This is a genomic window from Aureimonas sp. AU4 (assembly GCF_001463765.1).
Lineage (GTDB): Bacteria > Pseudomonadota > Alphaproteobacteria > Rhizobiales > Rhizobiaceae > Aureimonas.
This window is the reverse complement of sequence record NZ_BBWK01000024.1, coordinates 1-11,833: the sequence shown is the minus strand read 5'-3', so window position 1 is coordinate 11,833 and position 11,833 is coordinate 1. Positions and strand designations below refer to the sequence as shown.

General features: G+C 69.8%; 11 protein-coding genes and 1 pseudogene. All 12 read right to left on the bottom strand.

Annotated elements, in window-relative coordinates:
- Nucleotides 1-1,083: pseudogene (locus AUL35_RS08350) on the bottom strand (ABC transporter ATP-binding protein); the annotation flags it as partial.
- A 12-nt stretch (nucleotides 1,084-1,095) separates the two neighbouring features.
- Complete coding sequence (locus AUL35_RS08345) at nucleotides 1,096-2,619, bottom strand: DUF2252 domain-containing protein (protein WP_244493706.1); 1,524 nt, start codon at nucleotides 2,617-2,619, stop codon at nucleotides 1,096-1,098.
- Nucleotides 2,620-2,776: 157 nt separating this feature from the next.
- Nucleotides 2,777-2,986, bottom strand: coding sequence for a cold-shock protein (locus AUL35_RS08340; protein ID WP_062013956.1), 210 nt, complete (start codon nucleotides 2,984-2,986; stop codon nucleotides 2,777-2,779).
- Nucleotides 2,987-3,091: 105 nt separating this feature from the next.
- Nucleotides 3,092-3,511: a YbaN family protein gene (locus tag AUL35_RS08335; protein ID WP_082666202.1), complete on the bottom strand. Its 420-nt coding sequence runs from the start codon at nucleotides 3,509-3,511 to the stop codon at nucleotides 3,092-3,094.
- Between the two features lie 90 nt (nucleotides 3,512-3,601).
- Nucleotides 3,602-4,099 carry a DUF4142 domain-containing protein gene (locus AUL35_RS08330; protein ID WP_062013954.1) on the bottom strand — a complete coding sequence of 166 codons (498 nt, stop codon included), beginning with the start codon at nucleotides 4,097-4,099 and terminating at the stop codon, nucleotides 3,602-3,604.
- 112 nt (nucleotides 4,100-4,211) lie between these two features.
- On the bottom strand, nucleotides 4,212-5,297 hold the full coding sequence (locus AUL35_RS08325) for an ABC transporter ATP-binding protein (protein WP_062013952.1): 1,086 nt from the start codon (nucleotides 5,295-5,297) through the stop codon (nucleotides 4,212-4,214).
- 13 nt (nucleotides 5,298-5,310) lie between these two features.
- Nucleotides 5,311-6,144, bottom strand: coding sequence for a carbohydrate ABC transporter permease (locus AUL35_RS08320; RefSeq protein ID WP_062013950.1), 834 nt, complete (start codon nucleotides 6,142-6,144; stop codon nucleotides 5,311-5,313).
- A 4-nt stretch (nucleotides 6,145-6,148) separates the two neighbouring features.
- Nucleotides 6,149-7,078: a carbohydrate ABC transporter permease gene (locus tag AUL35_RS08315; RefSeq protein ID WP_062013959.1), complete on the bottom strand. Its 930-nt coding sequence runs from the start codon at nucleotides 7,076-7,078 to the stop codon at nucleotides 6,149-6,151.
- 77 nt (nucleotides 7,079-7,155) lie between these two features.
- Entirely contained in the window at nucleotides 7,156-8,442 is a 1,287-nt protein-coding gene (locus tag AUL35_RS08310) for a sugar ABC transporter substrate-binding protein (RefSeq protein WP_062013948.1), read from the bottom strand.
- Between the two features lie 29 nt (nucleotides 8,443-8,471).
- Nucleotides 8,472-9,647: a PLP-dependent transferase gene (locus AUL35_RS08305; RefSeq protein ID WP_062013946.1), complete on the bottom strand. Its 1,176-nt coding sequence runs from the start codon at nucleotides 9,645-9,647 to the stop codon at nucleotides 8,472-8,474.
- Nucleotides 9,644-10,363 carry a FadR/GntR family transcriptional regulator gene (locus AUL35_RS08300; RefSeq protein ID WP_062013944.1) on the bottom strand — a complete coding sequence of 240 codons (720 nt, stop codon included), beginning with the start codon at nucleotides 10,361-10,363 and terminating at the stop codon, nucleotides 9,644-9,646. The genes AUL35_RS08305 and AUL35_RS08300 overlap by 4 nt, the downstream gene beginning before the upstream one ends.
- A gap of 141 nt (nucleotides 10,364-10,504) precedes the next feature.
- Nucleotides 10,505-11,383 carry a mechanosensitive ion channel family protein gene (locus AUL35_RS08295; RefSeq protein ID WP_062013942.1) on the bottom strand — a complete coding sequence of 293 codons (879 nt, stop codon included), beginning with the start codon at nucleotides 11,381-11,383 and terminating at the stop codon, nucleotides 10,505-10,507.
- Between the last annotated feature and the right edge of the window lie 450 nt (nucleotides 11,384-11,833).

Genomic DNA, 11,833 nt, shown 5'->3' with positions numbered 1-11,833 from the left:
GGGGCGGGGGTGGAGGGGCACGGGCAGGCTCGCCCGCTCCTCCAGAAGGCCGAAGAGGTCGTCGAGATAGAGCGCCTGGCCAGCCGTCGAGGAGAAGGAGGAAAGCAGCCCTTCCACCAGCGAGCGCAGGCGCAGGAAGGCGCCCGACAGGAAGGTGAGGTCGCCGATCGAGAAGGCGCCCTGGAGCGTGCGCGCGACGATCACGCCGTAGGCGAGATAATAGGCCGCTGTGCCGAGCCCCGCCCAGAGCGTGCCCCACCCGGCTCTTCGGGCGGAGAGCGCGGCGTTGGATCGGTAGAAGGCGTCGGACAGGCGGCGGTAGCGCTCGATCAGGAAGGGGTGGAGCCCGAAGATCTGCACCTCTCGCGCGGTGGACGCGCTCGCCGCCGTGATGCGGACCGAATCCAGCTCGCGCCGCTCCGCCGTCTGCGCGAAGGACAGGCGGTAGCCCTCGGCGTTGAAATGCGCCTCGGCGAGGAAGCCGGGCACGAGTGCGACCAGAAGCAGGCCGAGGAGCCAGGGCGTGTAGGCGACGAGCCCGGCCGCGAAGCCCACCACGGTCACGAGGCTCTGCGCCTGGCCGAGAAGGTTCGACAGAAGCGTCGTGCGCCCGCTGGCGAAGCGCCGCGCCCGCTCCAGCCGGTCCTGGAAGCCGGCATCCTCGAAGCGCGCGAGGTCGAGCGTCGCGGCATGCTCCATGACGCGGATGCTGGTGAGGATCGAGAGGCGGTCGGCGAGCAGCGCCTCGGCATAGGTCACAAGCCGGCCGAGAAGGTCCATCGCGACGCTGAGCGCGAACTCGGCCAGGACCAGCCAGAGGACGAGGCGGTAGCGATCATCGAGAAGCGAGAACTCCGCCGCTCGCGGCAGGGCGGCGAGGCGCACCACCTCGTCGACGATGAGCTTGGCGACATAGAGCGCGGCGATCGGCTGCAGCGCGCGGGCGAGCCGGAGCGCGGCCGAAAGGAGGGCGAGCCCCGGCTCGGCCCGGAACACCAGGGCGAGGAAGGGCGGCACGTGGCGCAGCGCCGCGAAGCGGTCGCGCCAGGTCGCGAGCTGACGGGGACGGGCGGGCGGAGCCAAGGCGGGGGCGGGCTACCCGTCGGGCGTCGCGCTGGCCGCGAGGCGCCCGCTGCCGATGGCCTGGACCAGCGCCTCGTGGTCGAGCGCGTTCTGCTCGCCGTAGCCTTCCGCCCAGTCGGCGAGCGCCTCGTCGAGGCCCTCGTCCTTGGCACTGCCGCAATAGCCGGAGATCGCGGCGGCATCCCCGGTGCGGGCGTGCGCCCTGGCGAGCAGCGCGCCGTAGCCGAAGGCGAAGAAGACGAGCGAGCGCCCCTTCAGCATGGCGTGCGGGATCTCGCCCTTCATGTTCTTCATCTGCCGGACGTAGAAGGGCCGGTCCTCGATCGTGGTCCAGCCGAGCAGCGGGTCCCCGACCGCCTGGAGAAGGCGCTGGCCGTAGACGACGCGCGCCCCGTCATGCGAGCCATAGGGCTCGGGGAGCGGCGGGACGAAGGGGGCGGCGGCCGGGCGCACGGCCTCCTTGACCTGGAGGAACAGGGCGTCGTGGTCGCAGTTGCCGAAGAGCAGCGCCACGAAGGCGCGCGTGCCGACGCTGCCCACGCCCACCACCCGGTGCGCGACGTCCACCACATGGTAGCGGCTCAGCATGAAGCGGCGCTCGCGCGGCAGGCTCTCGGCATAGTGCTCGAGGCCCGTGATCACGGCCTCGCGCGTCGCGTCGTCGACCGCGGTCAGGATGGGCGGGTCGGTGCGGAAGCGCCAACCCCCGTCCACCTGCCGCTCTCCGACCTTGGCGAGCAGCGACTGGTTGTTGCGCCGGCGCGCCTTCTCCACCGAGCGATGGAGGATCTCGGCGGACTCGGCGTCGATGCTGATGCCCTTGAAGTCGAGATCCTCGGCGCGCGCGGCGCGGTGCCACACGTCGATCGGCCCCTGGGGCGCGAGCTCGATCATCGACAGGCGGTAGCCCTCGACGCAGCCCTTGACCACGCGCCGCCGCTCCGAGCGTCCGACGCCGGCATCGCGCGCGGCGATGTTGAGCGAGGCCACGAGGCGCTTCAGGTCCCATTCCCAGGGGCCGATCGTCACCTCGTCGAAGTCGTTGAGGTCGAGCACCACGTCGCGCTGGGGCGTGCCGAACAGGCCGAAGTTGGCGAGATGCGCATCGCCGTTGAGAACGACGTCGATGCCGGAGCGCGGCGTGCGGGCGAGATCGGCCGCCATGACCGAGGCCGCCCCGCGCAGGAAGCTGAAGGGCGACTGGGCCATGCGGGCGATGCGCATGGGCACGAGCCGCTCCTGGCGTCCCGCGTTCGAGGCCTCGACCAGCGCGACCGGGTCGACCCGGCCCTCCAGCGGGATCGGCTCGGCATGGGCGGCGTGGGGCACGGTCTCGCGCAGCTTCTTGCCGGCGAGGCGCCGGCGCTCCCAGGGCTCGCCGGGCACGCGCAGGTCGATGCGCGGGTAGCTCTCGGCGGGGGCCAGCACCTTGGCCTCGCGCGAGGCGGCGGCGTCGGGACGCACCTCGGCTTCCTCGTCCGCCTCGGCGCCGCGCACCATCCAGTCCATCGCGCCGCGCTCCCCGGTCTCTCGCATCACGGTTTCGCAAAGAGGGGAGTTCACGGAAACGTCAAGAAAGCTCGCGTGCGAGCGATCCGCCGGGATTGCGCCGGCGGATACGAAAAAGCCCCGCCGGAGCGGGGCTTTTCGAGCTTGCTGCGGCCAAACAGCCGATGCGAGACAGGACTTGAGGTCAGGCCGACTTCAGGTTGACGGCCTTGGGGCCCTTGCCGCGCGTGTCGTCCTGCGTGTCGAAGGAAACCTTCTGGTTGTCCTTCAGCGAGGTCATGCCGGAACGCTCGACGTCGGAGATGTGGACGAAGACGTCCTTTCCGCCGTTGTCGGGCGTGATGAAACCGAAGCCCTTATCCGCGTTGAAGAACTTCACAGTGCCGATGGCCATTAAACTTTTCCATTGTTCCCGGGCGGACACTCATCCGCCTGCATCCTTCATGCGGGATTGTGAACGGGGAAGCAATGGAGGAGTTGCAAAGAATTGCAAGAGTCTTCACGCGGACGGGCGCGACAGAAGATAGCTCGAGGTCAGAATCAGCGTCGCGGCGACGAGCCCGAGCACCAGACCCGAGGCCCCGCTCGCCCAGAGAAGCGCGTAGCTCGCGGCCATCGAGACGACCGCCAGCGTCTTGGCGCGGCGCGATACCGCGCGCCGCTCGCGCCAGGCACGCAGGGCCGGACCGAAGCGCGGATCGCGGTCGAGACGCGCCGCCCACTCGGGCGAGCCGCGCCGAAACGCCCAGGCGCCGAGCAGCGCGAAGGGCGTGGCCGGAAGTCCCGGCAGCACGATGCCGGCGATCGCCAGTCCCAGGAAGACGAGCCCGAGCCCCTTGTAGAATCGCCGCGCGGCAAGGCTCCGCGACAGGATGGCGGGCGGAGCCGGCTCGGGCGGGGTGGGAGGGGAAGCGATCAAGGTCCCGGAGGTCGCGGAAAGAAACGGGCGCCGCAGGACGTTATGGGAGGGGCGGAGCCGCGCGGCAAGGCACGGCCCCGCCCCGAAGCGCTACTTCGCGGCCTTCACCTCGCCCGCCAGCATGTCGGCATGCTGGGCGTGCTGCTCCAGGATCGGCACGACCTTCTGGGCATAGGCCTTGAGGTTGGCGTCCGTACCGGACTCGGCATAGGCGCGGTGGAGCGTCACCGCGTCGTTATGGGCCTCTCGCTGCTCGGTCACGTAAACGGCGGTCTTGTCGCCCTTGGCCTCGGTGAGGTTCTTGAGGCGCGTCGCGTCCTTGGGAGCGAGCGCCGTGGGTACCGGCACGTTGGACTTGGCGGCCGCCGCCTTGAGTTCCGCCGCGGCCTGCTCGTGGTCCTTGATCATCTGCTCGGCGAAGGCCTTCACGTCGGCGTTCTGGGTGCCGTCCTTCAGGATGGCCTGGCTGGACTCGATCTCGAACATGCCGCCCGAGGCGGCCATGGCCGCGAAGTCGGCGGGCGAGGACTGGGCGAAGGCGGCGGTGGAGGCGAGCGCGAGGCCAGCCGCCAGCATCAGGGTCTTCATAGGAATGTCTCCCGGGTTTCTTTGCGTCAGGACCCGGGGAACAGGGCGCGCGAACCTGCCGTTCCCGGCGATTCGCGTGGCCGCCTACCGGCGTGGAGCCGGTGGCGTGGCGTCAGTGCAGCGGCTCGACCCGCTCGCCGCTCGCCTCGTCGAAGAGGTGGAGCCGCTCGGGCGGCAGGCGCCAGGCAACGCGATCGCCCGCGCGGGCGGACGTCACACCCATGACGAAAGCCTTCAGCGCATGGGCGCCAAGCCGCGCGTGAACGATCGTGCCGAGACCCGTCGGCTCCACGAGGTCGACCGGCAGGACGAGCGCCCCGGGACCATCCGCCGCGGTGCCGACGAGGGCGTGCTCGGGGCGGATGCCGACCACGAGGCGCCGGCCCTCGGGCGTGCCCGGCGGCAGCGGCAGGCTCGTGCCGTCGCCCAGATCCAGGAGCGCGGCGCCCGACACGCGGCGCGAGGTGCCGGACACGAAGTTCATCGCGGGCGAGCCGATGAAGCCGGCGACGAAGCGGTTGGCCGGGCGCTCGTAGAGCTCGGTGGGCGTTCCGATCTGCCGGATCTCGCCGCCCTCCATGGCCACGATCCGGTCGGCCAGCGTCATGGCCTCGATCTGGTCGTGGGTGACGTAGATCGAGGTCGCGCCGAGCTCGGCATGGAGCTTCTTGATCTCGGCGCGCATGTGCTCGCGCAGGCGCGCGTCGAGGTTGGAGAGCGGCTCGTCGAACAGGAAGGCGGCGGGTTCGCGCACGATGGCGCGGCCCATGGCGACGCGCTGGCGCTGGCCGCCCGACAGGGCCTTCGGCCGGCGCTTGGTGAGGGCGTTGAGGCCGAGCTTGTCGGCGGCGCCCGCCACCGCGTCGCGGATGCGCTCGCGCGGCGTTCGCCGGAGCTTGAGCGCGTAGCTCATGTTGTCCTCGACGCTCATGTGCGGGTAGAGCGCGTAGGACTGGAACACCATGGCGAGGTTCCGGTCGCGCGGCGGCACGTCGTTGACGCGGGTTCCGGCGATGGCGATCTCGCCTCCCGTCACCTCCTCCAGCCCCGCTATCATGCGCAGCAGCGTCGATTTTCCGCAGCCCGACGGTCCGACGAGAACCACGAACTCGCCGGAGCGGATCGCGAGGTCCACGGAATGGAGGACCGTGATCGGGCCGAAGCTCTTGCGGACGGCACGGATGTCGATCGTGGCCATGGAAGCGGTTCCCTCAGCCCTTCACCGCGCCGGCCGTGAGGCCCGCGACGAGGAAGCGCTGGATCAGGAGAAAGAACAGGACGGCGGGGATGAGGGCGAGGACGCCGGCCGCCATCATCTGCCCGAAGTCGACGCCGAACTTCGAGACGAAGGAAAGGAGCCCCACCGGGAAGGTCGAGGCGTCGGCCTTGGACACCAGCATCAGGGCGAACAGAAGCTCGCTCCAGGCCGCCGTGAAGACGAAGCCGAGCGTCGCCGCCATGCCGGGCAGGGTGAGCGGCACGATGATCTCGCGGAACGCCCGGAAGCGGCTCGCCCCGTCGATCTCGGCGGCCTCCTCGAGGTCGCGCGGGATGGCGTCGAAGAAGCTTTGCATCAGGAAGATCGCGAACGGCACGTTGAACGCCGTGTAGACGACGACGAGGCCGGTCAGCGAGTTGGTGAGGCCGAGCGTCGTCAGCATGCGGAAGATCGGGGCGATCAGCATGACGAGCGGAAACATCTGCGTGACGAGGAGGAGGCCCGTCACGACGAGCTTGCCGCGGAAGCGGAAGCGCGAGAAGGCGTAGCCGCCGAGCGCCGCGATCACCGTCACGATCGCCGCCGTCGACAAAGAGACGATCAGGCTGTTGCGGAAGAAGAGCGGGAAGTTCGAGTTCTGGAGCACGAAGCGGAAGTGCTCGAGGCTGACGCGCGAGGGCCAGAGCCGCACGCCCTCCGAATACATGAGGTCGTTGGGCGTCAGCGAGACCTTGAGCAGCCAGAACAAGGGAAACAAGGCGAAGACGACGAAGAGAAGGACGCTCAGGCGATGCGCGAGCGTGCCGGCGATCCGGGAAGCGCGCATCGGGTCAGTCCTTGTTGAGAAGCATCTGGCGAAGCGAGACCAGAAGCAGGGAGTAGACGAGGAGAAGCGCCAGGAGCACCAGCGAGATCGTGGAGGCGTAGCCGAAGTCGAGCTTCCGGAAGGCGGTGGTGAAGATGTAGCTCGCCACGATCTGCGTCCGGTCGGCGGGGCCGCCGCCGGTCATCACCACGATGAGGTCGGCGAAGTTCGCGACCCACACCGTTCGCAGCAAGATGGTGATCGCCATGGTGGGCGCGAGGAACGGCAGCGTGATCGACAGGAACTGGCGCACCGGCCCCGCGCCGTCGATCGAGGCCGCCTCGTAGATGTCGCGCGGGATGGACTGGAGCGCCGCGATCATCGTGATCGCGAAGAAGGGGATGCCCCACCACACGTTGGCGACGATCGGCCCGATCAGGGCGAGCTGCGGATCTGCGAGGATGTTGACGGGAGACTCGAGGATGCCCAGCGCCGCCAGCCAGTGCGGCAGGGGACCGACCACGGGGTTGAAGAGCCAGGCCCAGTCGAGGCCGCCCAGAAACGTCGGCACGGCCCAGGGCACGAAGCAGAGCGCCTGCGCGATGCCGCGACCGGGAAAGGGCCGGTTCAGGAGCAGCGCCAGCGTCAGGCCGAGCACGAACTGGAGCGCGACCGAGGAGGCGGTCCACCAGACCGTGTTCTCCAGCGCCGTCCAGAAGTTGCGGTCGCTCCACAGCGCCACGAAGTGCTTGAAGCCGACGAAGCCGCCGGAGAAGGGATTGAGGATGCGGATGTCGCGAAAGGCGTAGGACACGCCGATGCAGAGCGGCACGAGCATCACGGCCGCGATCAGGATCAGGGCGGGCGCTGCGTAGAGATAGGGCTCGGCGCGTCGCAGGAGGCGCGAGGCCGCGGGGGGCCTCGTGCCGGGCTTGGCCCCGAGGGCGGCGGTCAGGGTCACGGCGATCCTTGGAACTTCGAAAACGAATGGGAGGCGGCGCGCCCGGGCGCGCCGCCCCGTGCGGGAGCGCCTTACTGCGCGGCGGCCATGTACTTCTGCTGGGCGGCGGTCAGGTAGTCCGCCCATTCCTTGGCCATCTCCTCGGCCGTGATCTCGCCGAGCAGCGCGCGCTGCGAGGAGGAGGGCACGAGGCTGTCCTTGAAGTAGGCGAACTCCTCGAGGTAGCTCGGCAGCGAGGTCGGCACGATGTTCGGATCGCGCAAGCTATCGAACCAGCCCTTGAAGGCGTCGCTGGCGTAGAACGGGTCGTTCTCGGCGCTTTTGAGCGCCGGCAGGGCGCCGGTGCGCTTGTTCCAGGCGACGTTGCCTTCCGTGCCCTCCAGCGTCTCGATCAGCTTCCAGGCCATCTCCTTGTTCTGGGAGTTGGCAAACATCGACCAGCCGGCATAGCCGATCACGGGGTAGGCCTTGCCCGCCTCGCCCTTGGGCAGCGGCACGACGCCGTACTCCTCCGGCTTCATGCGCTCGGAGATGGCGATCAGGGCGTCGGGGTCCTGGTTCAGCATGGCGCAGGTGCCGGAATAGAAGCCCGCCACCGTCTCGTTGAAGCCCCAGGAGATGGAGTCCTTCGGGGCGAGGCCCTTCTTGTAGTAGTCGACGTACCAGGCGAGGCCCTTCACCTTCTCGGGGTCGGCGAAGGTCGAGGTGCCGTCCGGCTTGAAGTAGGTGTTGTCGCCCGCGATGGCGTTCATGAAGACGGTCCAGTCGTTGAGGCCGCCGCGCCCGCCGCGCAGGCAGTAGCCCGACTTGCCCGGCAGCTTCGACACCGCCTCGGAGGCCACCTGGAACTCGGCGATGGTCTTCGGCGGCTCGGCAATGCCGGCCTCCTTGAACAGCGTCTTGTTGTAGAACATGGCGCCGAGATAGAAGCCGTAGGGCAGCATGTAGGCCGTCTTGCCGTCGGTCATGCGGCCGAACTGGAGCGCCCGGTCGTTGAGGTCCTTGGCGCCCGACCACTTGGCGAGATAGGGCTCGAGGCTCTCCAGCGCGCCGTTCTTGGCGTAGAGCGCGACCCAGGTGTCGGGCATCTCGACCACATCGGGCGTCTCGCCCGCCGACACGGTGGTGGCGAACTTCTCGAAGGCCTCGCCCCAGGGCAGCGAGGTGATCTCGACGGTCACGCCGGGATTGGCCGCCTCGAACTTGGCGACGATCTCCTGCAGCGTCTGCGTGCGCGCGGGGCTGGTGATGACCTCGGTCAGCTTCAGCGTCGTCTGCGCCATCGCCGCACCCGAAAGGAGCGTCGAACTCAGCGCAGCGCCAAGAAGCGCGGCCGTGGCGGATCGGGCAATCGTCATGCAGGTCTCCCTTTGGGTTGGAACGAGGTCTAGAGGACCGCGGCGCGGATCGCCGCGTCGAGGTCGTTTCGGAGCGCGCCGGCGCCCTCGAGGCCGACATGCAGGCGCACCGAGCGCTGCGAGATGCCGAAGGCATGGCCGGAATTGGGGCCCTGGTTCTGCGAAAGGACGACGCGGCCCGGCACGCACAGGCTCTCGTGCCCGCCCCAGGAGACGCCGAGCTTGAAGAGCTTCAGCGTGTCGGCGAAGCGCGCGACGTCGACGCCCTCGCGGAACGTGAAGGAGAAGAGGCCGCTCGTGCCCGTCAGTCCCGGTGGCAGCGCGTTGGCGAGCCCCGGATGCTGGACGCTTTCCACAGCCTCGTGCGCCAGGAGATGGCGGGCGACGACGAGCGCGTCCGCCTCGTGGGCGCGCATGCGGATCGGCAGGGTGCGAAGGCCGCGCACGAGCAGCCAAGCGTCGAAGGGCGAGAGCTTGGCGCCGAGATAGGGGTAGGTGTGGGCGCGGATCGTCGCGATCGCGGCCTTGGTGCCGGCGACGACGCCCGCCACCACGTCGGAATGGCCGCCGAGATATTTCGAGGCCGAGTGGATCACGAGGTCGACGCCAAGCTCGGCGGGCCGCTGGAAGACCGGCGTCGCCCACGAGTTGTCGATCACCGTCATGACGCCGTGCTCGCGGGCGAGGCTCGCCAGGGCTCCGACGTCGTGCGCGTCCATCACCCAGCTCGTCGGGCTCTCCATGTAGAAGAGCCTGGCGCCGGGCAGGGCCTTGGCCACCTCGTCATGGTCGCGCCCGTCGACATAGGTCACCTCGACCTTCATTCGGCGCAGCAGGATCTCGAACAGGCGGTAGGCGTCGGGATAGACGTGGCGCACGGCCACGATCCGGTCGCCCGGCTCGACGAAGGCGAGAACCGTGGACGAGATCGCGCCCATGCCGCTCGCGAACCCCATGGCGTCCTCGGTGCCCTCGAGGCCGGCGAGCTTCTCCTCGAAGAAGCGGACGGTGGGGTTGAGGCCGCGCGTGTAGGTCGGGCGCACGCGCTGCCCGAGATAGGTCTCCTCCATCTCCTGGAAGGAGCCGAAGGTGAAGAGCGAGGTCTGCGCGATCGGCGGCACCACGGCGTCGAAGGCATGCGCCTCGTCATGCGCGAGCAGGAGGCGCGCGGCGTCGAAGCCGTCGTCGGGGGAGAGGTCGTTCACGACTGAGACATGTCCTTGATGTCCTCCTCCACGATGCGGAGGATGGCGAGGGTCTTCTCGCGCGCTCCCGCGGCATCGCCTCGGGCGATCGCGTCGAAGAGCTCGCGATGGAAGGGGAAGGAGCGGCGCGCGAAGTCCGGCCGGTCGAAGGGCTTGGCGAAGAAGCTCTCGAAAGCCTCGCGCATCTGTTCCAGCAACTGGCCGAAGAGCGGGTTTCCGCTCGCGTCGTAGATCGAGAGATGGAAGGCGAGGTCCTCGCGGCCCGCCGTGCCCTTTTCGAGGTGGACGCGCTCCATGAGCCCGAGCTTCTCCTCGATGCGCGCGATCTCGGCCCGCCCCGCGCGCTCGGCGGCGAGCGCGCCGGCCTCGGCCTCGAGCCCCCGGCGCACGTCCAGCGTCTGGAGCAGCGCCTCGCGCAGGCTGCCCGCGTTGATCGTCAGCGGCAGGTGGCGGCTGGAGGCGGTGAGCGGACGGCGAAGGTAGGAGCCGCTTCCTTTTCGCGTTTCGACGAGGCCGAGCGCCTGCATCTGCCGGATCGCCTCCCGGATCGTGGAGCGCCCGACGCGCAGCGCCTCGGCGAGCGCCCGCTCGGTCGGCAGCCGGTCGCCCGCGTCGAGGCCCGCGCGCTCGGCGAAGCGGCCGATGGCCTCGACCGTGTCGCGAAGCCGGTCGACCGGGGGAAGGGCGGGCAAGCTGTCCAGAAAACGTCGGTCCATAACCGGAGAATTGGTCTGACATCCTACCGATTAGGGAAGGGTCGTCAATCTGTCACACTTGAAAAAAGGGGGTTCAAAGCGCCCGTGGGCGGCGCGGTTGCCGCGACCGTCCACGGGCGCTTCCCAGGCCCAAAGCCTCGCTCACCCCGCCACGAGGCGCAGCCCCTCCGCAAAGAGCGGCCGGGCGGGAAGCCGCGTCGTCTCCTCCACGAGGTCGAGGCGGATGCGCCGCTCCAGGGCGTGGATCTCGCTCGCCGGGCAGAAGAGCACGACGTCGAAGCGCGGCAGGCCGATCTCCGTGGTGGCCAGCGCGACGCGTCCGGGCGCGGCATCGAGGCGCCGGTGCAGCCGCCGCCCCGCGCCCGCGCCGGTCTCGGCCGCCCGTCCGGCTAGAGCTGCGGTTGCCCGCTCCACCGAGGCTTCGAGGGTTTCCAGCGCATGCGCGACGTCGGTCTCGGCGCCGGCCGTGATCGAGAAGGCGTGGAACACGAAGTCGCCCGCCGTGCGCTCGACCCGGATGTCGGCCGCAAAGAGCCGGCTGTTGGGCAGGACGCGGGAGCGGCCCGTGGCGCGGCGGCCGAAGGCGTCGACCCGGAGCTCCGCGACGTGGGTCGTGAGCCAGGTCCCGTCGGTCACCTCGCCCAGCATGCCGTCGATCTCCACCACGTCGCCGATCCGGTACATCGCGCCGCCGGCCCGAAGGAGCGATCCGGTCGCGCAGAGCACCAGTTCCTTGAACGCCATGACGATCGCCATGGTGAAGGCGGCGAGCTGCAGCGCGGCCGCCCCGATCTCGCCCCGCCACAGGAGCGCAAGCGCCAGGATCGCGCCGAGCGCCAGGAGCCCCTTGAGCCGTCGCAGGCGCCGGCGCGCCGCACCGGTCAGGACACCTTCGCCGCGCCGCGCCGCGCGCCGCGCCGCCAGCCCGCGTGCCGCTGCCGTCGCGGCCAGAACGGCGATGCTCGCGCCGACCGGGGCGAGCGTGGCTTGAGGAAGGGCGTCGGCGGCGAGGGCGAGCATGCGGATGGTCCTTCGGGAAGGCCGGCTCCCGGACCGGGGCGGCGATCGTGACCGGGCCTGGCGCCCTGGTCGGACCGAACGTCTAGAAAGCGCGGGTTTCGGCCGAACGCCGTCTGCGTGACATCGGGGGGCGATCGCGTTTCACTCCGAAGGCGCAGCTCTGCGGCTTCCTTTCTCTGCCGCTTCGTGTCGCGTGCGACGTCACGAGGCTCCCGTCCCGCGCAACGGGCGCGAAACACTTTCGCGCCGTCACGACCGCGAGGAGAAACGGGGCCCCGTTAATCACCCTTCCCGACGAGACCGGAGAGCCCGGCTCGCAAAGACCTTGCGACCGACGCGGGGCAGACGGGAGGAACCGCCATGCTGAGAACGATCTTCGGAGGACTGGACCGCGCCGGCGCCCTGATGCTGGAGCGCCATTCGGCGGGCGGTCGCGGTATGAGCGGCCTT

Coding starts and splice junctions, on each gene's coding strand:
- AUL35_RS08320 (WP_062013950.1), bottom strand. CDS start 6,144: ATGCGCGCTTCCCGGATCGCCGGCACGCTCGCGCATCGCCTGAGCGTC.
- AUL35_RS08310 (WP_062013948.1), bottom strand. CDS start 8,442: ATGACGATTGCCCGATCCGCCACGGCCGCGCTTCTTGGCGCTGCGCTG.
- AUL35_RS08340 (WP_062013956.1), bottom strand. CDS start 2,986: ATGGCCATCGGCACTGTGAAGTTCTTCAACGCGGATAAGGGCTTCGGT.
- AUL35_RS08345 (WP_244493706.1), bottom strand. CDS start 2,619: ATGCGAGAGACCGGGGAGCGCGGCGCGATGGACTGGATGGTGCGCGGC.
- AUL35_RS08330 (WP_062013954.1), bottom strand. CDS start 4,099: ATGAAGACCCTGATGCTGGCGGCTGGCCTCGCGCTCGCCTCCACCGCC.
- AUL35_RS08295 (WP_062013942.1), bottom strand. CDS start 11,383: ATGCTCGCCCTCGCCGCCGACGCCCTTCCTCAAGCCACGCTCGCCCCG.
- AUL35_RS08300 (WP_062013944.1), bottom strand. CDS start 10,363: ATGGACCGACGTTTTCTGGACAGCTTGCCCGCCCTTCCCCCGGTCGAC.
- AUL35_RS08325 (WP_062013952.1), bottom strand. CDS start 5,297: ATGGCCACGATCGACATCCGTGCCGTCCGCAAGAGCTTCGGCCCGATC.